The sequence below is a fragment of the Pseudomonas thivervalensis genome, from assembly GCF_001269655.1.
Lineage (GTDB): Bacteria > Pseudomonadota > Gammaproteobacteria > Pseudomonadales > Pseudomonadaceae > Aquipseudomonas > Aquipseudomonas thivervalensis.
In genome coordinates this window covers 147,549-169,739 of sequence record NZ_LHVE01000010.1, presented here as the reverse complement: position 1 = coordinate 169,739, position 22,191 = coordinate 147,549, and the positions used below count along the sequence as shown (strand labels likewise).

Genomic DNA, 22,191 nt, shown 5'->3' with positions numbered 1-22,191 from the left:
TTCACCAAAATGGTGAGCCTGTTCACCATTTTGACGCACTTGACAGGATCGTTATTTGAGCGAGATTTGTCATGGTAAATCAGCGGCTTGAAAGCGTTTGAAGTGCGGTCCAGACACCTCGCGTCGATTCGGGGTGCACCACTTTGAATCTCCTGCTCGACAGGGCGTGAAGGTCATCTAGCCTCAATATCGATAAGCCGGGAGTTAAACAAGGCAATCACTGGGTTTTAAAACGTTAAACATCAAAAGGTTGAAAGGGTTATATCGATCATCCGGTCAGCTCGGCGCGTTATTCGGCACGGTTATTGAGTGCCGTCGTGGCCTGGCGGGGTGATGGATAGCACGCGTGCAAGTACTCCGGCCATCGCCAGTCGATGAGCAAAAATAATGAAAACAGTGGAGCGGACATGACCAGATCAACAGTGATCGAGCGCGACGGATTATTCGAGCTTGAAGCCGGCAGCGACGTCCTCGACAGCCCCCGTTATAACCACGACATCGCGCCGACCCAGGTGCATGAGCGAACCTGGAACAAATGGCACATCACCGCATTGTGGGTGGGCATGGCGATCTGCGTGCCGACCTACACCCTCGGCGGCGTGCTCACCGCCTATTTCGGCTTGACGGTGGGCGAGGCGCTGCTGGCGATCCTGTTCGCCAACATCATTGTGCTGATCCCCCTGACCCTGAACGCCTTCGCCGGAACCAAGTACGGCATTCCGTTTCCGGTGCTGCTGCGCTCGTCCTTTGGTGTCATTGGTTCCAACGTGCCGTGCCTGATCCGCGCCCTGGTGGCGTGCGGTTGGTTCGGCATCCAGACCATGTTCGGCGGGTTGGCGATCCACTTGTTTCTCGGCTCGGTGTTCGAAGGCTGGAAGAGCCTGGGCGGTACCGGCGAAGTGATCGGCTTCATGGTGTTCTGGGTCATCAACCTGTGGGTGGTGCTGCGCGGTGCCGAGTCGATCAAGTGGCTGGAAACCCTGTCTGCGCCGCTGCTGGTACTGGTGGGGGCGGGGCTGTTGGTGTGGGCGTTGCCCAATGTCTCGTTGACTGAACTGATGGCGGTCCCGGCCAAGCGGCCTGAAGGCGCCGGGGTGACGAGCTATTTCCTTGCCGGGCTGACGGCGATGGTCGGTTTCTGGGCCACGCTGTCGTTGAATATTCCGGACTTCAGCCGTTATGCCAAGAGCCAGAAAGACCAGATCGTCGGGCAGATCATCGGCCTGCCGTTGACCATGTTCCTGTTCGCCTCCCTCGGCGTGGTCATGACCGCGGCTTCGGAAAAACTGGTGGGGGTGACCGTCTCCGACCCGGTGACCTTGATCGGGCACATCCAGAGCCCGGTGTGGGTGGCGTTGGCCATGGTGCTGATCATCGTCGCTACGCTGTCGACCAACACCGCGGCCAACATCGTTTCGCCCACCAACGACTTTCAGAACCTGGCGCCGAAACTGATCGGTCGCACCAAGGCGGTGATGCTCACTGGGTTGGTCGGGCTGGCGTTGATGGCCCACGAACTGCTGAAGAAACTCGGCCTGATCGTCTCCGAGGTCAGCCTCGAGTCGGTCTATTCCAACTGGCTGCTGGGTTATTCAAGCCTGCTGGGGCCGATTGCCGGGATCATGGTGGTGGATTATTTCCTGATCAAGAAACAGCAACTGGACTTGGCCGGGTTGTACCGCGACGACATTTACCCGGCGTGGAACTGGAATGGCTTCATCGCCTTTGGCGTGCCGGTGGTGTTGACGCTGCTGTCCCTGGGCAGCGATGCGTTCAGTTGGTTCTACAGCTATGGCTGGTTCACCGGCTCGGCCCTGGGCGGGGTGATTTATTACGGGTTGTGCAGTATGCGAGCGAGCCCGTCCGTCGCTAAAACAGCGGTGTGAAAGAGGGCCTCATCGCGAGCAGGCTCGCTCCCATAGGGGATGTGCTGTGCACACAGATTTTGCATCCACCCAAATCCAGTGTGGGAGCGAGCTTGCTCGCGATAGCGGCCTCAAACACACCCGAAAAAAATGCCTGAAAAAATGGAGATCCCCATGAACGCAGCCCTCGACGTCCTGCAATCCACCCATCAGCACATCAACCGCGACCGCCTGTGGCAGTCGCTCATGGACCTGGCCCAGCTCGGCGCTACGGTCAAGGGCGGTGTGTGCCGGCTGGCCCTGACCGACCTCGACCGCCAGGCCCGCGACCTGTTCGTGCAATGGACCCAGGCGGCGGGCTGCACCGTCAGCATCGACGGGGTGGGCAATATCTTCGCCCGTCGCCCGGGGCGCAATCCGAACCTGCCACCGGTGATGACCGGCAGCCACATCGACACCCAACCCACCGGCGGCAAGTTCGACGGCTGCTTTGGCGTACTGTCCGGGCTGGAGGTGCTGCGCACCCTCAACGACCTGAACATCGAGACCGAAGCGCCGCTGGAAGTGGTGGTCTGGACCAACGAAGAAGGCTCGCGCTTCGCCCCGTGCATGATGGGCTCCGGTGTGTTCGCCGAGAAATTCAGCCTCGAAGAAACCCTCGCCAAGACCGACGCCGAGGGCATCAGCGTCGGCCAGGCGCTCAACGCCATCGGCTATGCCGGCCCGCGCCCGGTCAGTGGGCATCCGGTGGGGGCGTATTTCGAGGCGCACATCGAACAAGGGCCGATCCTCGAAGACGAGGGCACGACCATCGGCGTGGTGATGGGTGCCCTGGGGCAGAAGTGGTTCGACCTGACCTTGCGCGGCGTCGAAGCCCACGCCGGCCCGACCCCGATGCACCTGCGCAAGGACGCCCTGGTGGGTGCCTCGATCATCGTCGGCGCCGTCAACCGTGCCGCCCTCGGTCATCAGCCCCATGCCTGCGGCACGGTCGGTTGCCTGCAAGCCTATCCGGGGTCGCGCAATGTCATTCCCGGCGAGGTGCGCATGACCCTGGATTTCCGTCACCTGGAACCGGCGCGCCTGGATTCGATGATCGCCGAGGTCAAGCAGGTGATCGAAGACACCTGCCGGCAACACGGCCTGACCTTCGATTTGAAACCCACCGCCGACTTCCCGCCGCTGTATTTCGACCAGGGTTGCGTCGACGCCGTACGCGGCGCCGCCCAAGGGCTGGGCCTGTCCCACCTGGACATCGTCAGCGGTGCCGGCCATGACGCGATCTTCCTCGCCGAACTGGGCCCGGCCGGAATGATCTTCGTGCCCTGCGAAGGCGGCATCAGCCACAACGAAATCGAAAACGCCGCCCCAGACGACCTCGCCGCCGGTTGCGCGGTGCTGCTGCGAGCGATGCTGGCCGCGTCCCAGGCAATTGCCGAGGGGCGCATGGCCGCGTGAGGGGTAAAAGATCGCAGCCTCGTTGCACTCGACAGCTCCTACAGGGGATCGCCGGTGTAGGAGCCTGCGATCTTTTGATCTTTCGCTCTCGACTCAATTGCCTGGGGCAAGATTGCAGCCTCGTTGCACTCGACAGCTCCTACAGGGGGATTGCCGGTGTAGGAGCTGGCGAAGCCTGCGATCTTTTTGCTCTTCAAACCCAAATGGCATCCCACAGGGGGTAGTCACCCACACGCTTCACCAAGCCGGCACGCAATGGATTGTTGATGATGTACCTTGCAGCGTCTTTCAGATCCTCATCCTTGCGTAGCGCACGATCATAATAGCCTCGCTGCCATAATCGGCCTTGCTGGTAACGGCCAAGATTGACGCCTCGGCTGCTGCGGGATTTGATGCGGCTCATCAGCTCGGCCAGAGTGCCGCTATGCAACTGTGTCAGCCAATGTACGTGATCCGGCATCACTACCCAGGCGAGGGAGGTCACCATTGAGGCTTCTTCGGCACTGCGCAATTGCTCGACGAGCAGCCGGCCCACTCGCCAATCGCTGAAAATAGGCTGACGCTGGTACACAACGGCGGTCAATAGATAGATTCGTTCGTGCTCGCTTACTCGACCTTTACGCAAACGACATCCATGTGCTGCGGTGGGCATTGGGTGATCTCCAAAAGAAATATGTCGATCATCGAAAATTAGTCGTTGCGACGAAGAACGCTTGAAAAAGCAATTGCGCAATATTTCAGTGCACGCAGATTTCTGTAGGAGCTGGCGAAGCCTGCGATCTTTTGATCTTGATTTTTCGCTTTTGACTCAATTGATGCTGGCAAGATCGCAGCCTCGTTGCACTCGACAGCTCCTACACAGCTCCTACACAGTTCCTATGGGGAACGTGTCATCCCTGTGGAGGGTCGTAATCTGCATGCGCTTCCAACCACATGGAGACCCAATGAATCAGCAAGTCCCGACCACCGATACCAACCGTCGTCAATTGCTGCAGATTATTGCCGGGCTGTCCGACGGGGTGATGTTGATCGAGGTCGACCAGACCATCGCCTGGGCCAACGCCGCAGCGTTGGCCATGCACGGGGTCAACGACCTTGATGAGCTGGGCACCACGGCCCGGCAATACGCCCGGCGTTTCAATTTGCGTTACCGCAACAACCATCCACTGACCGAAGACAACTATCCCATCGCCCGAGTGGCCCGTGGCGATGAGTTCAGCGATGTGCTGGTGGAAGTCACGCCCAAGGCCGACCCGGATCGCACCTGGGTGCATCGGATCCGCAGCATGGTGTTGGCCGACCGCAACGGTGAGCCGGAACTGCTCGTGCTGATTCTCAGCGATGCCACCGAATGGGCCAGCGCCGAGCAGCGTTTTGAAAAAACCTTCGGGGCCAACCCGGCGCCGGCGGTGATCTGCCGCCTTAGCGACCTGCGCTACATCAAGGTCAACCCGGGTTTCCTGGAGATGACCGGCTACAGCCGCGAGCAGGTGATCGGGCGTTCGGTGTACGAACTGGATGTGCTCGAAGCCGCCGAGAAGCGCGACCTGGCCATCGAGCGCCTGGGGCAGGGCGCGACCATTCCGCAAATGCAGGCCGAGTTGAAATTGCCCGATGGCACCAGCAAGCAGGTGGTCGTTGCCGGCCAGCCGCTGGACCTGCATGACGAAGACTGCATGCTGTTTTCCTTCATGGACATGGAGCTGCGCCGCAAGGCGGAAACGGCGCTGCGCCAGAGCGAGGAGCGTTTTGCCAAGTCGTTCCGCCTGTCACCCGTGCCCACCTTGGTATGCAGTGCCGAGCAGCAATTGCTGGAAATCAACGAAGCGTTTCTCCAGACCACCGGTTACGCCAGCGAAGAGTTGCTGGGTAAAACCGTGGAGGAGATCGGCTTTCTCGACAAGGACGCCGGCGTCGCGTTGTTTGCCCGGCTGGAAAAGGCCGCCGCTGTCTCAAGTATCGACGTCAAGGTGCACAAGAAGGGTGGCGAACTCATCGACTGCGAGGTCGCCGCCGATACGGTGCTCATCCAGGACAAGCCCTGTTACCTGCTGGTGTTGATGAACATCACCGAACGCAAGCGCTCGGAGCTGGAACTGGTGGCGGCGATCGAGGAAGTGATGAAAGACGCGTCATGGTTCAGTCGGACGCTGATTGAAAAACTGGCCAACGTGAAGAGCCTCAATACCCAGGTGCCCAGCGCATCCTTCACCGAGCTGACGGCCCGGGAACGTGATGTGCTGGGGCTGATCTGTGAGGGGCTGGCTGACAAGGAAATTGCCGCGCGCCTGAAGCTCGCGCCCAACACCGTGCGCAATCACGTGGCAACACTGTATTCGAAACTGGATTTGCATAGCCGCAGCGAGGCGATTGTCTGGGCACGGGAGCGGGGGTTGTTCGCCAATGAATGGCGCATGAAGGCACCATGATAGCCAGTGCAAATGCACCGGGTGTGCTGGTGCAAATTCAGGTTTTGCGGGAGGAGGCGGTTCCTTAGGCTGTGAGTGTGCGACATCCGCCGTGATGCTGCGTCCCCCACGAAACACTCAAGGAATACGCCTCAATGTGCTATGAACGAACTCGATACGTGAGCGACAGGATGTCTATGCGGACCAGGAGGCCGGAGCTGTCTACCGTTCATTTGCGCCCCCGGGGCTGAGGTGCATTCCATGACTCATCTGGCCCCCTTTCGTGCCCGCCTCGAAGAAAGCTTTACGCCCCTGGCCTGCGAATGCAGCCTCAATGGCGACGGCACCCTCACCGTGCGCCTGTACCACCGTGAAAGCGGCGAGGTGGACTTGGTGGTGAGCGGCATGAGTGTCGACAGTGTCCGCTCGGAAGAAAGCATCGCCAAGTTGATCGACGAGCTGCGCTATGAGCTGCAGAACACCCCGCCGCATCGCAGTGAACCCTGATAACTAAAGATCAAACACACCACGCCCTGTGGCTTGATAGATAAAGGTTAAGCACACACACCCTGTGGCGAGGGAGCTTGCTCCCGCTGGGTCGCGCAGCGACCCCAAAACCTGCCGAACGCGCACGCCAGGCCAACCATGTCCACCGGTTTTGCGACTGCTTCGCAGCCGAGCGGGAGCAAGCTCCCTCGCCACAAGTGCAGTTTTCTGCAGCAACATTGGTGCGGTTTTCTGGTGCAGCACAGGTGCGGTTTTCCTACAACAACGTCGCCCGGCAATCGAGCACCAACCGCGCGCCGCCGTGTTCGCTGCTGCCCACCTCCAACGTGAACCCATGCAGATTGACGATCGCCGCGACGATCGACAGGCCCAGGCCGAATCCGCCGTGCTGGCTGCTGCCCTCGGCGCGGTAGAAGCGGCGGAACACGGCCTTGCGCTCCGCCTCGGGGATACCGGGGCCGGAGTCGAGCACTTCGATGCGCGTGCTGTCGCCCTGATCGACCCCGCGCAGGATCACTGTGCCCCCCGGCGGGGTGAACTTGATGGAGTTGCTCAGCAAGTTCGACACCGCCTCGAACAGCAGGGCCCGGTCGCCGTTGAGCAGGGGCAGGGCGTCGGGCGCCTCCAGGAGGAAGGTCAGTTCGCCTTCTTCGGCCAGTGGCAGGTAAAAGTCATGCAGCTCCTGCAATAACTGCAACGGATCGAGGCGCACGAAGCCCGAGCGCCGTTGCTGGTCTTCCAGTTCGGAAATCCGTAACAAACCGCGAAACCGTGCCATCAGGGTGTCGGTCTCGGCGAGCACCTGGTCCATCTGCAAGGCTTCGGCGGAGCCGTCCGGTGCTTGCTGCTGGATGCGATAAAGTTGGGCACGCAGACGCGTCAGCGGGGTGCGCAGGTCATGGGCGATGTTGTCGCACACACCCTTGACCTCGTTCATCAAGCGTTCGATGCGTTCGAGCATGGCGTTGACGATCGCTGCCAGCATGTCCAGTTCATCGCGCCGGCTCGACAGCGGCAGGCGATGGGTCAGGTCACCGGCGACAATGGCTTCGGCGCTGGCCTGCAACTGGCGGATCCGCCGCAGCGGTCGGCGGCGCAACAGGTGCCAGCCGGCGATGCCCGGCAGGATCGTCAGCGATACCCCCCAGAACAGCGCGTGCAAGATGATCCGCGTCACCGCGAACAGCGAACCGTTGTCCCGGGCCAGGACCAGCCAGCGGCCGTCCTGGGTCCGGGTCGCCACCGCGTCGCAGCTGTCGGAAGGCACGCCCGGTTCATCGGAATCGACGCAGCCGCCGAGCATGTGGATCTTGCCGTCCAGTGGCAGATCGGCGGGCACTCGCTGGATCGGTCCGCTCAAATGGCGCAGTTGCGGATCGAACAGCCCATAAGCGTCGACGCCGCGCTCGTCCAGCGTCAGGCTGGCCATCAGCGCATCTTCCAATTGCTCGCCGTGGATCCGGGCGAACAGGTGCTGGCGCTGCATCAGGGAGTGCTTGGCCAGGCTGTCGAGGTAGCCAAACACTTCGTAATACATCACCCCCATCAGGATCGCGCTCCAGATCACGAACAGCGAACTGTACAGCGCCAGCAGGCGGCTGCTGGAGGAGCGCCAGCCCTTAGCGGGGTTCAGCAATGACATAGCCGGAACCCCGTACCGTGCGAATCAGCGGTTCCAGGCCCGGCGGGTCGATTTTCTTGCGCAGGCGGCCGATGTGGACGTCGATCAGATTGGTGCCGGGGTCGAAGTGATAACCCCAGACTTCCTCGAAAATCATCATGCGCGAGAGAATCTGGCCACTGTTGCGCATCAGGAATTCCAGCAGCTTGTATTCGGTGGGCAGCAGGCTGAGCAGTTGCCCGTTGCGGCTGGCTTCGCGGCTGATCAGGTTGAGCTCCAGGTCGGCCACCCGCAGTGCGGTTTCCGGCTCGCGGGTGCCATTGTTGCGCCGCAGCAGCACTTCGACCCGGGCGGCCATCTCGTCGGTGGCGAACGGCTTGGTCAGGTAATCGTCGCCGCCGGCCCGCAGGCCACGCACGCGTTCATCCACGTCGGAGAGGGCGCTGATCATCAGGATCGGTGTGGCCACGCCCATGGTGCGCAGGGTGGTGACGATCACCAGGCCGTCGAGCTCGGGCAGCATGCGGTCGAGGGTGATCAGGTCGTAGTCGCCGCTGACTGCCCGTTCCAGGCCTTCGCGGCCGTTGTCGACCCAATCGACGTCCAGGCCGTTGCGGGTCAGCTCGGCCACGATTTCACGGGCGGTCACGGCGTCGTCTTCGATGGTCAGGATGCGGTTCATGGGCGGTACCGTGTGGGGAAATTGGAGCGATTACGCAGCATTCTGCCAAACATTACCTGTCGGCTTTCTGAAAAAAAGTTCATGGACCGACACACCGATTCGCTGGCCTGGATCAACACTTGGTCACAAATTATCCCTAACATGAATTTCGTGCGCACTATCATGTCGCGTCTGTTGCCCCGCTTCGGTGCGCTGTTGCCGGGGGCCGACGCGAACCGGTGGATGTGTGCCGCAAGGAGCCGAAACTTCACTGAACCTTCAAGGAAGAGCCGCATGATGCAACCTCAAGACGTTCTACGCCGAACATTCGATATCCAGCCGTTGACCCGCGCCGACATGACGGTGCGCCTGGACGGGCAAGTCGTCAACGCCGCCCACGGCGAAACCGTCCTCACCGTCATCCAGTCCCTGGGGCAACGCCAGGTCGCCCGCAACGACCACGACCAGATCAGCGGTGCCTACTGCGGCATGGGCGTGTGCCAGTGCTGCCTCGTCAAGATCGACGGTCGGCACAAACGCCGTGCCTGCCAGACCCTGGTGCGCCCTGGCATGCAGATCGAGACGCGGGCCAACCGCATGACCGAAACGGAGGCGCCATGAGCCTCGATCCGGTGATTGTCGGCGGTGGGCCGGCGGGCATGGCGGCGGCCATTGAGCTGGCCGCCCACGGGGTGCGTTGCACGCTGCTCGAAGAAGCGCCGCGCCTGGGTGGCGTCGTGTACCGCGGGCCGCTGCGCGATGGCGTCAGCCTCGACTACCTGGGGCCGCGCTACCGCGAAGCCCTGGAAAAACTCCACGGAGAATATCAGCGCCACGCCGGGTTGATCGACGTGCGATTGGGCAGCCGTGTCATCGGTGCCGAAGGCTTCCGGGCGCTGATGCTGCTGGACGCCGACGAGCGCCTGGGTGAGGTCGCCTATTCCCATCTGGTCCTGGCGGCCGGTTGCCACGAACGCAGCGTACCGTTTCCCGGTTGGACCCTGCCGGGGGTGATGATGCTCGGCGGCCTGCAATTGCAGATCAAGAGCGGCGTGGTCAGGCCGCCGAGCCCGGTGGTGATCGCCGGCACCGGCCCGTTGTTGCCGCTGGTGGCCTGCCAACTGCACGCAGCGGGCGTGGCGGTGGCGGGGGTCTTCGAAGCCTGCGCATTCGGCCGGATCGCCAAGGAAAGCCTGGCGTTGCTGAACAAACCGCAACTGTTCCTCGACGGCCTGGGCATGCTCGCCTACCTCAAGCGCAATCGCATTCCCGTCCGTTATGGCTGGGGCGTGGTGCAGGCTGACGGCGAGGGCGAGTTGAGCCATGTCACCGTCGCTCCTTATTCCACGACCTGGGAACCGGATCTCAAACGCGCCGAACAGGTGCCGGCCCAGACCCTGGCAGTTGGCTACGGCTTTATCCCGCGAACTCAATTGAGCCAACAGATGGGCCTGGAACACGTTTTCAGCGAGGAAGGCTATTTGCGGGCGGTGTCCGATGCCTGGCAACAAAGTAGCGAAGCGCACATTCATCTGGCCGGTGACATGGGCGGGATTCGCGGCGGTGAAGCGGCCATGCTCAGCGGGCGCATCGCGGCGTTGTCGATCCTCCTGCAACGCAATGTGCTGGATCCGTCCACGGCCCTGGCCCACCGCGAACGCTACCAGGCGCAACTGCAGCGGATCATTCGCTTTCGCGCCGCCGTGGATCGCTACACCCAGCGTGGCGCCGGGCAAACCGCATTGCCGGCCGCCGACACGGTGATCTGCCGCTGCGAACACGCCACCCGCGCCGACATCGACCGGGCGCTGGAGCAAGGCGTGCAGGACATGGCCAGCCTGAAGATGCGCACCCGCGTGAGCATGGGCGATTGCCAGGGGCGGATGTGCGTCGGCTACTGCAGCGACCGCTTGCGCGAAGCCACCGGGCGCGCCGACGTGGGTTGGCTGCGGCCGCGCTTCCCCATCGACCCGATTCCCTTTTCAGCGTTTCAGAACGTCGGCACGGAGGCCGTTTCCCATGATTAAGGACTATGACGTGGTCATCGCCGGTGGCGGTGTGATCGGGGCCTCGTGCGCCTATCAACTGTCCAAGCGCAAACACTTGAAGATCGCCTTGATCGACGCCAAGCGCCCCGGCAACGCGACCCGCGCCTCGGCGGGTGGGCTGTGGGCCATCGGTGAGTCGGTGGGCCTGGGGTGTGGGGTGATTTTCTTTCGCATGATGTCGGCCAACCGCAAGCGCCAGACCCAGGGTGCCGCCGTGGCGGTGGATGCCAGCACGCCGCACATCCTGCCCCAGTCGTTTTTCGATTTCGCCTTGCAGTCCAACGCGATGTACCCGCAGTTGCACCGCGAATTGATCGACCGTCACGGCATGGACTTCAAGTTCGAGGAGACCGGGCTCAAGTTCGTGATCTACGACGACGAAGACCGCTTGTACGCCGAGCACATCGTCGCCTGCATTCCCCACCTGGCCGACCAGGTGCGCTGGCTCGATCAGGTTGCCCTGCGCGCGGCAGAGCCGAATGTCAGCCATGAAGCCCTCGGGGCCCTGGAATTTCTCTGCGATCATCAGGTCAGCCCGTTCCGCCTGGCCGACGCCTACACCGAGGGCGCCCGGCAGAATGGCGTCGATCTGTTCTTCAACACCCATGTGACGGAGGTGTTGCGCAGCGGCACACGGGTGACTGGGGTGCAAACTGCCGAGGCGGGGACTTTCCATTGCCGGACCCTGATCAACGCGGCCGGTGCCTGGGCGGCGGACCTGAGCGAGCAGGCCACTGGCGTGCGGATTCCGGTCAAGCCGGTCAAGGGCCAGATCCTGCTGACCGAGCGCATGCCGAAAATCCTCAACGGCTGCCTGACCACCAGCGACTGCTATGTGGCGCAGAAAGACAACGGTGAAATCCTGATTGGCAGCACCACTGAAGACAAAGGCTTCGACGTGACCACGACTTATCCGGAGATCGAGGGGCTGGTGCAAGGCGCGGTGCGCTGCATCCCGCAGTTGGTCGACATCAACCTGAAACGAACCTGGGCCGGCCTGCGCCCGGGCTCGCCCGATGAATTGCCGATCCTGGGGCCGATGCGCGGCGTGGAGGGCTATCTCAACGCCTGCGGGCATTTCCGCACCGGCATCCTGACCTCGGCCATCACCGGGGTGCTGCTGGACAAACTGGTGAACAACGAGCCCTTGCCGCTGGACATCACGCCGTTCCTGGCGGATCGCTTCGAAGTGGCGCCGGTGGTAAAGCCAAAGGAAATGGAACTGGCCTGAGCAAAATCCTGTGTGGGATTTGAATTGAACCCTATCTGGCGGTCATCCAGGACCCACAGGGATTTAGGGTGAGCCTCGATCCGTAAGTTATTCAGGAACCCCCTGTGGGAGCAAGCTCGCTCCCACAGGGGCTCTGGTTGCCTTCAGGAATTCTTGTTCAAAGAGGTTATTCCATCGGCGTGCTGACAAACGCCTCCAACCCTTCGGCATAGGCGGTGAACGCGCTGATCGACGGAAACGACTGGCCCTGCACTTGGTCCGGCACCACCAGGTTGGTGAAGCTCCAGGCCACCGCCACGGTGATGCCGGCCTGATCGAGTGTGCCATCGGTGGGCAGCGGCTGTTTTTCCAGTTCTTGCTCCAGCAGGCAATAAGCCGCCGCGAGTTGACCTTCCACGCGTTCAACCCAGGGGGCGTGCTGGATTTCCGTGGGACGCAGGTTGCGTTCGTAGTAGATCTGCACCGACTTCTCGCACGCGGCCAGGGCCAAGCCAATCAGGCGCAGTGAGCGCAGTCGCTGCCCACTGTCGACCGGCATCAGGCTTTTGCCCGGCGCGGCCAAGGCCTCGAGGTAGTCGATGATCAACGTAGAGTCCATCAGCACATTGCCATCGTCCAGCACCAGGGTCGGGGCCTTGACCACCGGGTTGATGCGCTGGAACTGGTCGAAATGCCTGAACACCGAAACGGACTCGTGTTCCAGGGCGACCCCCAGGCATTTGGCGGAAATGGCGACGCGTCGCACGTAGGGCGAGTCCAGCATGCCGATCAGTTTCATGACGTCTCCTTCAGAAAAATCTTGCGGGGTTAATCCTCGAACCCGACCTGTTCATGGATTTCATCGACCTTGAGTTCCAGCCGGTAAGCCACGGCGATGAACAACGCCTGGCACAGGCACAACGTGGCGCTCAACGAACGGAAGGCGAACGAACTGCCTTCGTTCACCAGCAACACCGCGTTGGCCCGCTTGGCCAAGGGCGAGAGGTTGCTGTCGGTGATGATCAGGGTCTTGGCCTGGTGATGCTGGGCAATGCGCAGGCAGTGCTGGGTTTCCTTGCCGTAGGGCGTAAAGCTGATGGCGATGACCAGGTCGTTGGCCCGCACGCTGCGCATCTGCTCGCGGTAACTGCCCCCCAGGCCGGACACCAGGTGAATGCGTTTGTTGGTGTGTTGCAGGTTGTAGACCAGGTAATCGGCCACCGCGAACGAGCGGCGCACGCCCACCACATAGATGTTGTCGGCGTTGACCACCAGGTCCACGGCCTTTTCGAACGCCTGGTCGTCCAGCTCCAACCCCAGGCGCTCGATGCCCGACAGGGTCGCGTTGACGCACTCGCGGGCCAGGTCGCCGCCGCTGGCTTTCTGCGACTTGTTGGCGATCATGCTGCGGATGCGCTGCTGGTAGTTCTGCACCGGCGTGGTCTTGTGGGTGTAGGCCTCGCGGAACAACGCCTGCATTTCGCTGAACCCGCTGAAGCCGAAGCGCTGGGAGAATCGGACGATGGCCGAGGGGTGCACTTCGCATTCCCGGGCGATGTCGCTGATGCGGTCGACCATGATCCGGTCGCTCTGCTGGCTCATGTAGCTGGCGATGCGTTTGAGCTGGCGCGGCAGGCTTTCGTATTCGTCGGTGATCAGTTGCAGCAGGCGCTCGGCATTGATCGGTGGGCTCGGGAGGGCGGGTTCGGACGCGCTCTCGGACGGCGCCGGCAGATCATCGGGGCGGGTCATAGAAAATCCTTCTGGCTTGTTCTTATAGGGCGGCCCGAAAAAAGGCCGGCCCTCGACAATAGGTTGGCTGGTCGCAGTCTACAGCGTAGGCGCAGGGAAAATCATGGGCGGACAAATGTTGCAGCAGTGCTGAAACGATGCACGGTGTCTGGTTCGCTTGGGTCATAGCGTATTGGAAAAAATATTCCACGTAAAAAATTTATAGAATAATTATTGATTATTGCCCACTGCTCGTTTTAGTCTGCATTCACCAACAGCGTTGGCGCCGGTGTCGGCGACAAGCGCAGGCTGATAAAAATAACAGGAGCCAGCATGGGCCAGACTCGTTTTGCCAGTGGGCGTCAATTGGATGTGATCTGCCTGGGACGCCTGGGCGTCGACCTCTACGCGCAGCAAGTCGGCGCGCGCCTGGAAGATGTTTCGAGCTTCGCCAAGTACCTGGGCGGTTCCTCGGCCAACATCGCCTTCGGCACGGCGCGCCTGGGGCTCCGGTCGGCGATGCTGAGCCGGGTCGGGGACGACCACATGGGCCGCTTTTTGATGGAGTCCCTGGCCCGCGAAGGCTGCGACGTCAGTGGCATCAAGGTCGATCCCGAACGCCTGACGGCCATGGTCCTGCTGGGTATCAAGGACCGGGAAACCTTTCCCCTGGTGTTCTACCGGGAAAATTGCGCCGACATGGCGCTGCGCGCCGAAGACATCGACGAAACCTTCATTGCCTCCAGCAAGGCTCTGCTGATCACCGGCACGCATTTCTCCACCGATGGCGTCTACCAGGCCAGTATCCAAGCGTTGGACTACGCGCAAAAGCACCAGGTCAAGCGCGTCCTCGATATCGACTATCGGCCGGTGCTCTGGGGCCTGGCGGCCAAGGCTGACGGAGAAACCCGGTTTGTCGCCGACCAGAAGGTCAGCCAGCACGTGCAAGGCATCCTGCCGCGTTTCGACCTGATCGTCGGCACCGAAGAAGAATTCCTCATTGCCGGCGGCAGCGAAGACCTGCTGACCGCGCTGCGCACCGTGCGCTCGCTGACGGCGGCGACCCTGGTGGTCAAGCTCGGCCCCCAGGGCTGCACGGTGATCCATGGCCCCATTCCGACCCGGCTTGAAGACGGTGCGATTTACCCAGGTGTACGGGTCGAAGTCTTGAACGTATTGGGCGCCGGTGATGCATTCATGTCCGGATTTCTCGCCGGCTGGCTGGAGGACGCCAGCGATGAACGCTGCTGCCAGTTGGCCAATGCTTGCGGAGGGCTGGTGGTGTCGCGCCATGCCTGCGCCCCGGCGATGCCGACCCGGGCCGAGCTCGACTATCTATTCCAAAGCCCGGTGCCGATCACCCGGCCCGACCAGGATGCCGTGCTGCAACGGCTGCACCAGGTCAGCGTGCCCCGCAAGGCTTGGAAACAGCTGTTCATCTTCGCCTTCGACCATCGCGGACAATTGGTGGAGCTGGCTCAGAAGGGTGGCCGCGAGTTGAGCAGCATCGGCGAACTCAAGCAGTTGTTCATCCAGGCGGTGGCGCGGGTCGAAGCCGACCTGCGACATCAGGGCATCGAGGCCGATGTCGGTCTGCTGGCCGACCAGCGCTTCGGCCAGGACTCGCTGAACGCTGCCACCGGTCGGGGCTGGTGGGTGGCGCGGCCGGTGGAGGTGCAAGGTTCGCGGCCACTGGCCTTTGAACACGGGCGCTCCATTGGCAGCAACCTGATCGCCTGGCCACAGGAGCAGATCATCAAGTGCCTGGTGCAATTTCACCCTGACGACGAACCGCTGCTGCGCCTGGAGCAAGAGGCGCAGTTGATGGGGTTGTACAAAGCTTCCCAGGCCAGCGGCCATGAATTGCTGCTGGAAGTCATACCGCCCAAGGATCATCCATCACCGCACCCGGACGTGCTCTATCGCGCCCTCAAGCGCCTCTACAACCTGGGTATTTTCCCTGCGTGGTGGAAGATCGAAGCCCAGGGTGCGAATGAATGGCAGCAGCTCGATGAGCTGATCCAGCAGCGCGATCCGTATTGCCGTGGCGTGGTCCTGCTGGGTCTCAACGCCCCGGCCACCGCGTTGGCCGAAGGCTTTCGCCAGGCCAGGAAGAGCACCACCTGCCGTGGGTTTGCCGTGGGCCGTACGATCTTCCAGGAACCGAGCCGTGCCTGGCTGGCCGGGGAGATCGATGATGAAACGCTGATCCGGGACGTGCAGGGCAGGTTTGTGGAGTTGATCGAGGCGTGGCGCAGTGCTCGTGCATGAGGCACAGGGGCTTTTGTGGCGAGGGAGCTTGCTCCCGCTGGACGCTGTAGGAGCTGGCGAAGCCTGCGATCTTTTGATCTTGATCGTTCGCTCTCGACTCAATTGGTATTGGAAAGATCGCAGCCTCGTTGCACTCGACAGCTCCTACAGGCGCAGCCGAGCGGGAGCAATCTCTGGCCACAGGTGATCGGTTGAACATTAGAGACAACAATAAAAGGTGCAGCCATGCCCGCTATTCGAATTGGCATCAACCCGATTTCCTGGAGCAACGATGACTTGCCGTCGCTGGGCGGCGAGACGCCGTTGAGTACGGCGCTGAGTGAAGGCAAGGCCATCGGCTACGAAGGTTTTGAGCTCAACGGCAAGTTCCCCAAGGACGCCAAGGGCGTTGGCGATGTGCTGCGGCCTTATGACCTGGCGCTGGTCTCCGGCTGGTATTCCAGTCGCCTGGCTCGGCGTTCGGCGGCCGAAGAAATCGACGCCATCGCCAGCCACGTCGAGCTGCTGGCGCAGAACGGTGCGACGGTGCTGGTCTACGGCGAAGTCGCCGACTCGATCCAGGGCCAGCGGATTCCACTGGTCGAGCGGCCACGCTTCCATACGGATGACGCCTGGCAAGCCTATGCCGACAAACTTACCGAGCTGGCGCGCTTCACCTTGTCCCACGGTGTGCGCCTGGCCTATCACCACCACATGGGCGCCTACGTCGAGTCGCCCTCGGACATCGACAAACTGATGGCCCTGACCGGCAGCGAAGTGGGCCTGCTGTTCGACTCGGGCCACTGCTACATGGGCGGTGGCGAACCGTTGCAGGTGCTGCGCAAGCACATCGAGAGGGTCTGCCATGTGCACTTCAAGGACGTGCGCAAACCCGTGGTGCAGCTGGCGCGCAACAACCTCTGGAGCTTCCCCGACTGCATCATCAACGGCACCTTCACCGTGCCGGGAGATGGCGACATCGACTTCGCTGCATTGCTCGATGTGCTGCTGGCCGCCGCCTACCACGGCTGGCTGGTGGTGGAAGCCGAGCAGGACCCGGCCGTAGCGCCGAGTTATACCTACGCCAAGAAGGGCTACGACACCCTGCGCGCCTTGCTGCAGGAAAGGAGTCCGGCATGAGCCTGTTGATCAAGAGCCAATCCAGCGGCCGGACCATGGTCCAGTTGCCGGCGGGTGAGCTGGAATATGTCGGCTTCGCCGCCTATCGCCTGAGCCTCGGGGAAACCCTGCCGGTGGCCGCCGGGGACAAGGAATTGTGCCTGGTGCTGCTCAGTGGTCGCATCAGCCTCAAGGGCGAAGCGCCGGGGCAGGGCGCCTTCGATTGGGACAACCTCGGCGATCGCCAGTCGGTGTTCGAGGACAAATCGCCTTATGCCGCTTACCTGCCGCCCGGCAGCCAGGCCCAGGTCACCGCCCTGAGCGATGTGCAGATTGCCGTGTGCGCCGCGCCGGGTTCTGCGCAAAACAGTTATGGCCCACGGCTGATCCGCCCGGACAGCATGAAGCGCAGCGTGCGCGGCAAGGGCGCCAATACACGCTATGTCTGCGACATCCTGCCGGACAGCGAACCGGCCCATTCACTGCTGGTGGTGGAAGTGCGCACGCCGTCGGGGCATTCCTCTAGCTACCCGCCGCACAAGCACGACACCGATGACCTGCCGCACCAGAGCTTCCTCGAAGAGACCTATTACCATCAGGTCAATCCGTCCCAAGGCTTCGTGTTCCAGCGGGTCTACACCGACGACCGCAGCATCGACCAGGCCCTGGCCGTGGAGAACAGCGACCTGGTGGTGGTCCCCAAGGGCTATCACCCGGTCAGCGTGCCCTACGGGTACGAGTCGTATTACCTGAATGTCATGGCCGGCCCGAAGCGGGTCTGGCAATTCCACAACGATCCGCAGCACAGCTGGCTGCTGGATCTCTGACCCCACACATACGCAGGGAGAATAAGCACAATGAGCGACGCCCCGGTAGTAGGCCATTACATCAACGGTCAGGTGCAGGACAGCGACAGTCCGCGGTCCAGCAACGTCTTCAATCCGGCCACCGGTGCGGTGCAGGCCCGGGTGGCCCTGGCCGAACCGAGCACCGTTGACGCGGCGGTGGCTTCGGCGCTGGCGGCGTTCCCGGTCTGGTCCGAGCAGTCGTCCTTGCGCCGTTCGCGGGTGATGTTCAAGTTCAAGGAACTGCTCGATCGTCACCACGACGAACTGGCGCAGATCATCAGCCGTGAACACGGCAAGGTGCTGTCCGACGCCCATGGCGAAGTCACCCGCGGCATCGAGATCGTCGAGTACGCCTGCGGTGCGCCGAACCTGCTCAAGACCGATTTCAGCGACAACATCGGCGGTGGCATCGACAACTGGAACCTGCGCCAACCCCTGGGCGTTTGCGCCGGGGTCACGCCGTTCAACTTCCCGGTGATGGTGCCGTTGTGGATGATTCCCCTGGCGCTGGTTGCCGGCAATTGCTTCATCCTCAAGCCTTCGGAGCGCGACCCGTCCGCCAGTTTGCTGATGGCCCGCTTGCTGACGGAAGCCGGCTTGCCGGACGGCGTGTTCAACGTGGTCCAAGGCGACAAGGTGGCGGTGGATGCGCTGTTGCAGCACCCGGACATCGAAGCGATTTCCTTTGTCGGCTCCACGCCCATCGCCGAATACATCCATCAGCAGGGCACGGCCCACGGCAAGCGCGTGCAGGCCCTGGGCGGGGCGAAGAACCATATGATCGTCATGCCCGATGCCGACCTCGACCAGGCGGCGGACGCCTTGATTGGTGCGGCCTACGGCTCGGCCGGTGAACGCTGCATGGCGATTTCCATTGCCGTGGCGGTGGGCGATGTCGGCGACGAATTGATCGCTCGCCTGCTGCCGCGTATCGACCAGTTGAAGGTTGGCAACGGCCAGCAGCCTGGCACTGACATGGGGCCGCTGGTCACCGCCGAGCACAAGGCCAAGGTCGAAGGTTTCATCGACGCCGGTGTCGCCGAGGGCGCACGGCTGATCGTCGATGGTCGTGGTTTCAAAGTGCCGGGAGCCGAGCAGGGGTTCTTTGTCGGGGCGACGCTGTTCGACCAGGTCACTGCGGAGATGAGCATCTACCAGCAGGAGATTTTCGGCCCGGTGCTGGGGATCGTCCGCGTACCGGATTTCGCCACGGCGGTGGCGCTGATCAACGCCCATGAGTTCGGCAACGGCGTGTCGTGCTTCACCCGGGACGGCGGCATCGCCCGGGCGTTCGCCCGCAGCATCAAGGTCGGCATGGTGGGCATCAACGTGCCAATTCCGGTGCCCATGGCCTGGCATTCCTTTGGTGGCTGGAAGCGCTCGCTGTTCGGCGATCACCATGCCTACGGGGAAGAAGGGCTGCGCTTCTACAGCCGCTACAAAAGCGTGATGCAGCGCTGGCCGGACAGCATCGCCAAGGGCCCTGAATTCAGCATGCCGACTGCCCAATAACGCATTTTTCGAATGACTGCCGGAGGGAGAACAATAATGAACAAGCCCCTGCGTTTTGCCTTGAACCGAATGGTTGCGCCGCGCCTGTCACTGCCCGCGTTCATCGACCTGGCCCTGGCGTTGAAAACCGATGCCATCGAGATTCGCAACGACCTCAAGGGTGTCGAGATCGAAGACGGCATGCCGCCGGCCCGCGTCCGTGAGTTGTGCGAGGCACGCGGCATCAAGGTGCTGTCGATCAACGCCCTGTACCCCTTTGATGTGTGGAACGACGAGCGCCGCACCCAGGCCGTGCGCTTGGCCGACTACGCCCGCGAGTGCGGTGCCGAGGGGCTGGTGATGTGCCCGCTCAACGACCACGCCGACCCGCGCAGCGAGGCTGAACGGGCTGCGGGGCTGCGGACCGCCCTCAGTGAACTGGCGCCGATCCTGCGCGCCTTTGGCATCTACGGTTTCATCGAACCCCTGGGTTTCGAAGAGTGCTCGTTGCGCCGCAAACGCACGGCGGTGGAAGCGATCAAGAGCATTGGCGGGCTGGATGTGTTCCGCCTGGTGCACGACACCTTTCACCATCATCTGGCGGGCGAGCAGGAATTTTTCCCTGAGTTGACCGGACTGGTGCACATCTCCGGGGTCGAGGATGCCCAGGCGCCGTTGGCGACGATTCGAGACGGCCACCGGGTGCTGGTGGGCGAGGCTGACATCCTCGGCAATGCCGCGCAGATCGAGGCGCTGCGGGCTGGTGGCTACGAGGGCCACCTGTCCTTCGAGCCGTTCGCCGAGAGCGTCCATGACCTGGCCGACATCCGCCAGGCGTTGGGGGCGAGCATGAGCCACCTGCAAAGCTCACAGGCCTGACCCGCCTCCCCGAACGATGGAGAACCTCCTGTGGGAGCGAGCTTGCTCGCGATGGCGTAGGTCAGCCAGCATCAATTTTGACTGACACACCGCTATCGCGAGCAAGCTCGCTCCCACACTTGACCGAGTTGCGTTTGAAAAGGTGCAAGCATGACCACAACACGACTGACCATGGCCCAGGCCCTGGTGAAATTCCTCGATAACCAATACGTCGAGGTCGATGGCGTCCAGAGCAAGTTCGTCGCCGGGGTCTTTACCATTTTCGGCCACGGCAACGTGCTGGGCCTGGGCCAGGCGCTGGAGCAGGACAGCGGCGACCTGGTGGTCCACCAGGGCCGCAACGAGCAGGGCATGGCCCACGCCGCTATCGGGTTTGCCAAGCAGCATCTGCGGCGCAAGATCTACGCCTGCAGTTCGTCGGTGGGCCCCGGTGCGGCGAACATGCTGACCGCCGCGGCCACCGCCACGGCCAACCGCATCCCGTTGCTGCTGTTGCCCGGCGATGTCTACGCCAGTCGCCAGCCGGACCCGGTGCTGCAGCAGATCGAGCAGTTCCACGACCTGAGCATCAGCACCAACGATGCCTTCAAGGCCGTGAGCAAATATTGGGACCGCATCAACCGCCCCGAGCAATTGATGACCGCCGCGATCCACGCGATGCGGGTGCTGACCGACCCGGCCGAAACCGGCGCGGTGACCCTGGCGCTGCCCCAGGACGTGCAGGCCGAAGCCTACGATTACCCGGATTACTTCCTGCAAAAACGCGTGCACCGCATCGACCGGCGCCCGGCCACCGAAGCGATGCTCGGCGATGCCCTGGCGCTGCTCAAGGGCAAGCGCAAACCGTTGATCATTTGTGGCGGCGGCGTGCGCTACTCCGGCGCGAACGCGGCGTTGCAGGCGTTTGCCGAGCGCTTCGAGATTCCCTTTGCCGAGACCCAGGCCGGCAAGAGCGCCGTGGTTTCCAGCCATCCGCTGAACGTTGGCGGCGTTGGCGAAACCGGTTGCCTGGCGGCGAACCTGCTGGCCAAGGAAGCCGACCTGATCATTGGCATCGGCACCCGCTACAGTGATTTCACCACGGCGTCGAAATGGCTGTTCCAGCACCCCGAGGTGCAGTTTCTCAACCTCAACATCAGCCCGTGCGATGCCTTGAAGCTCGACGGCGTGCAACTGTTGGCCGACGCCCGTTCGGGCCTGGAGGCCTTGTCGGCCGCGATGGGGGATTATCGCGCCGAATGGGGCGGGCAGATCGCCGACGCCAAGGCCCAGCTCGACGCGGAAGTGGACCGGATCTACCAGGCGGATTACCAGGCCGAGGATTTCGTCCCGGAAATCAACGACCACATGGATCCGGCGGTGTTTCGTGAATTCATCGAACTCACCGGCTCCTGCCTGACCCAGAGCCGGGTGCTCGGTACGCTCAACGAAACCTTGGCGGATGACGCCATCATCGTCGCCGCCGCCGGCAGCCTGCCCGGCGATTTGCAGCGCAGTTGGCGCAGCAAGGGTGTGGGCACCTATCACGTCGAGTACGGTTATTCCTGCATGGGCTATGAAGTGAATGCGGCGCTGGGCGTCAAGCTCGCCGAGCCGGGCAAAGAGGTCTATGCGTTGGTGGGCGATGGCTCTTACATGATGCTGCATTCGGAGCTCGCGACCTCGATCCAGGAGCGCCGCAAGATCAACGTGGTGCTGCTGGACAACATGACCTTCGGTTGCATCAACAACCTGCAAATGGAACACGGTATGGACAGCTTTGGCACCGAGTTCCGTTTTCGCAACCCCGAGACCGGCAAGCTCGACGGTGCCTTTGTGCCGGTGGACTTCGCCATGAGCGCGGCGGCCTACGGGTGCAAGACCTACAAAGTGAGGACCCTTGATGAGCTGCACGCGGCCCTGGCCGATGCGCGGCGCCAGACGGTCTCGACGCTGATCGACATCAAGGTCTTGCCCAAGACCATGATCCACAAATATCTGTCCTGGTGGCGGGTCGGCGTGGCGCAAGTGTCCACCAGCGCCCGCACCGATGCCGTCGCCAAGACCCTCAACGAACGACTGGCCGAAGCCCGTCAATACTGATTGCCCCAACCCT

General features: G+C 62.4%; 18 protein-coding genes. 13 read left to right on the top strand and 5 right to left on the bottom strand.

Annotated features, from left to right (window positions below):
* Nucleotides 1-407: 407 nt before the first annotated feature.
* Nucleotides 408-1,886 (top strand): NCS1 family nucleobase:cation symporter-1, encoded by a 1,479-nt coding sequence (locus AD659_RS15630; RefSeq protein WP_053122836.1) that lies wholly within the window; start codon nt 408-410, stop codon nt 1,884-1,886.
* Between the two features lie 153 nt (nt 1,887-2,039).
* Nucleotides 2,040-3,323 carry a Zn-dependent hydrolase gene (locus AD659_RS15625; protein WP_053122833.1) on the top strand — a complete coding sequence of 428 codons (1,284 nt, stop codon included), beginning with the start codon at nt 2,040-2,042 and terminating at the stop codon, nt 3,321-3,323.
* Between the two features lie 193 nt (nt 3,324-3,516).
* Here AD659_RS15625 and AD659_RS15620 read toward each other — a convergent pair whose 3' ends face one another.
* A complete protein-coding gene (locus AD659_RS15620) occupies nt 3,517-3,975 on the bottom strand; it encodes an REP-associated tyrosine transposase (RefSeq protein WP_053122831.1) in 459 nt (152 codons plus the stop codon).
* Nucleotides 3,976-4,267: 292 nt separating this feature from the next.
* Here AD659_RS15620 and AD659_RS15615 point away from each other — a divergent pair, with 292 nt between their 5' ends.
* A complete protein-coding gene (locus AD659_RS15615) occupies nt 4,268-5,752 on the top strand; it encodes a helix-turn-helix transcriptional regulator (protein WP_053122829.1) in 1,485 nt (494 codons plus the stop codon).
* 240 nt (nt 5,753-5,992) lie between these two features.
* Nucleotides 5,993-6,238, top strand: coding sequence for a DUF1652 domain-containing protein (locus AD659_RS15610; RefSeq protein ID WP_053122827.1), 246 nt, complete (start codon nt 5,993-5,995; stop codon nt 6,236-6,238).
* Between the two features lie 256 nt (nt 6,239-6,494).
* Here the strand turns inward: AD659_RS15610 and AD659_RS15605 are convergent, their stop codons facing one another.
* Both AD659_RS15605 and AD659_RS15600 read right to left on the bottom strand, forming a co-directional pair.
* A complete protein-coding gene (locus AD659_RS15605) occupies nt 6,495-7,880 on the bottom strand; it encodes a sensor histidine kinase (RefSeq protein ID WP_053122825.1) in 1,386 nt (461 codons plus the stop codon).
* On the bottom strand, nt 7,858-8,541 hold the full coding sequence (locus tag AD659_RS15600) for a response regulator transcription factor (protein ID WP_053122824.1): 684 nt from the start codon (nt 8,539-8,541) through the stop codon (nt 7,858-7,860). Before AD659_RS15600 ends, AD659_RS15605 begins: the two co-directional genes overlap by 23 nt.
* Before the next feature lie 276 nt (nt 8,542-8,817).
* Here AD659_RS15600 and hcnA point away from each other — a divergent pair, with 276 nt between their 5' ends.
* The 3 genes from hcnA to hcnC are packed head-to-tail and all read left to right on the top strand — an operon-like array spanning nt 8,818 to nt 11,799.
* Nucleotides 8,818-9,141 carry a cyanide-forming glycine dehydrogenase subunit HcnA gene (hcnA, locus tag AD659_RS15590; RefSeq protein ID WP_053122859.1) on the top strand — a complete coding sequence of 108 codons (324 nt, stop codon included), beginning with the start codon at nt 8,818-8,820 and terminating at the stop codon, nt 9,139-9,141.
* Complete coding sequence (gene hcnB, locus AD659_RS15585; protein ID WP_053122820.1) at nt 9,138-10,547, top strand: cyanide-forming glycine dehydrogenase subunit HcnB; 1,410 nt, start codon at nt 9,138-9,140, stop codon at nt 10,545-10,547. The genes hcnA and hcnB overlap by 4 nt, the downstream gene beginning before the upstream one ends.
* Nucleotides 10,540-11,799 (top strand): cyanide-forming glycine dehydrogenase subunit HcnC, encoded by a 1,260-nt coding sequence (gene hcnC, locus AD659_RS15580; protein WP_053122818.1) that lies wholly within the window; start codon nt 10,540-10,542, stop codon nt 11,797-11,799. Before hcnB ends, hcnC begins: the two co-directional genes overlap by 8 nt.
* Before the next feature lie 166 nt (nt 11,800-11,965).
* Here hcnC and AD659_RS15575 read toward each other — a convergent pair whose 3' ends face one another.
* A complete protein-coding gene (locus AD659_RS15575; RefSeq protein ID WP_053122817.1) occupies nt 11,966-12,577 on the bottom strand; it encodes a glutathione S-transferase in 612 nt (203 codons plus the stop codon).
* A gap of 29 nt (nt 12,578-12,606) precedes the next feature.
* Nucleotides 12,607-13,530 (bottom strand): MurR/RpiR family transcriptional regulator, encoded by a 924-nt coding sequence (locus AD659_RS15570; protein ID WP_003202885.1) that lies wholly within the window; start codon nt 13,528-13,530, stop codon nt 12,607-12,609.
* 312 nt (nt 13,531-13,842) lie between these two features.
* Between AD659_RS15570 and AD659_RS15565 the strand changes: the two genes are divergently transcribed.
* From AD659_RS15565 to iolD, 6 genes are all read left to right on the top strand, one after another.
* Nucleotides 13,843-15,780, top strand: a complete 1,938-nt coding sequence (locus AD659_RS15565; protein ID WP_053122815.1) for a bifunctional 5-dehydro-2-deoxygluconokinase/5-dehydro-2-deoxyphosphogluconate aldolase — start codon at nt 13,843-13,845, stop codon at nt 15,778-15,780.
* Between the two features lie 225 nt (nt 15,781-16,005).
* Complete coding sequence (gene iolE / locus AD659_RS15560; protein WP_053122814.1) at nt 16,006-16,899, top strand: myo-inosose-2 dehydratase; 894 nt, start codon at nt 16,006-16,008, stop codon at nt 16,897-16,899.
* The gene (gene iolB, locus AD659_RS15555; RefSeq protein WP_053122812.1) at nt 16,896-17,705 is read left to right on the top strand and encodes a 5-deoxy-glucuronate isomerase; all 810 of its coding nucleotides are present in this window, start codon (nt 16,896-16,898) and stop codon (nt 17,703-17,705) included. Before iolE ends, iolB begins: the two co-directional genes overlap by 4 nt.
* 30 nt (nt 17,706-17,735) lie before the next feature.
* Nucleotides 17,736-19,238 (top strand): CoA-acylating methylmalonate-semialdehyde dehydrogenase, encoded by a 1,503-nt coding sequence (locus tag AD659_RS15550; protein WP_053122810.1) that lies wholly within the window; start codon nt 17,736-17,738, stop codon nt 19,236-19,238.
* A gap of 36 nt (nt 19,239-19,274) precedes the next feature.
* Nucleotides 19,275-20,096: a TIM barrel protein gene (locus tag AD659_RS15545; RefSeq protein WP_053122808.1), complete on the top strand. Its 822-nt coding sequence runs from the start codon at nt 19,275-19,277 to the stop codon at nt 20,094-20,096.
* 150 nt (nt 20,097-20,246) lie between these two features.
* Nucleotides 20,247-22,178, top strand: a complete 1,932-nt coding sequence (gene iolD / locus AD659_RS15540; RefSeq protein ID WP_053122806.1) for a 3D-(3,5/4)-trihydroxycyclohexane-1,2-dione acylhydrolase (decyclizing) — start codon at nt 20,247-20,249, stop codon at nt 22,176-22,178.
* Nucleotides 22,179-22,191 lie beyond the last annotated feature (13 nt).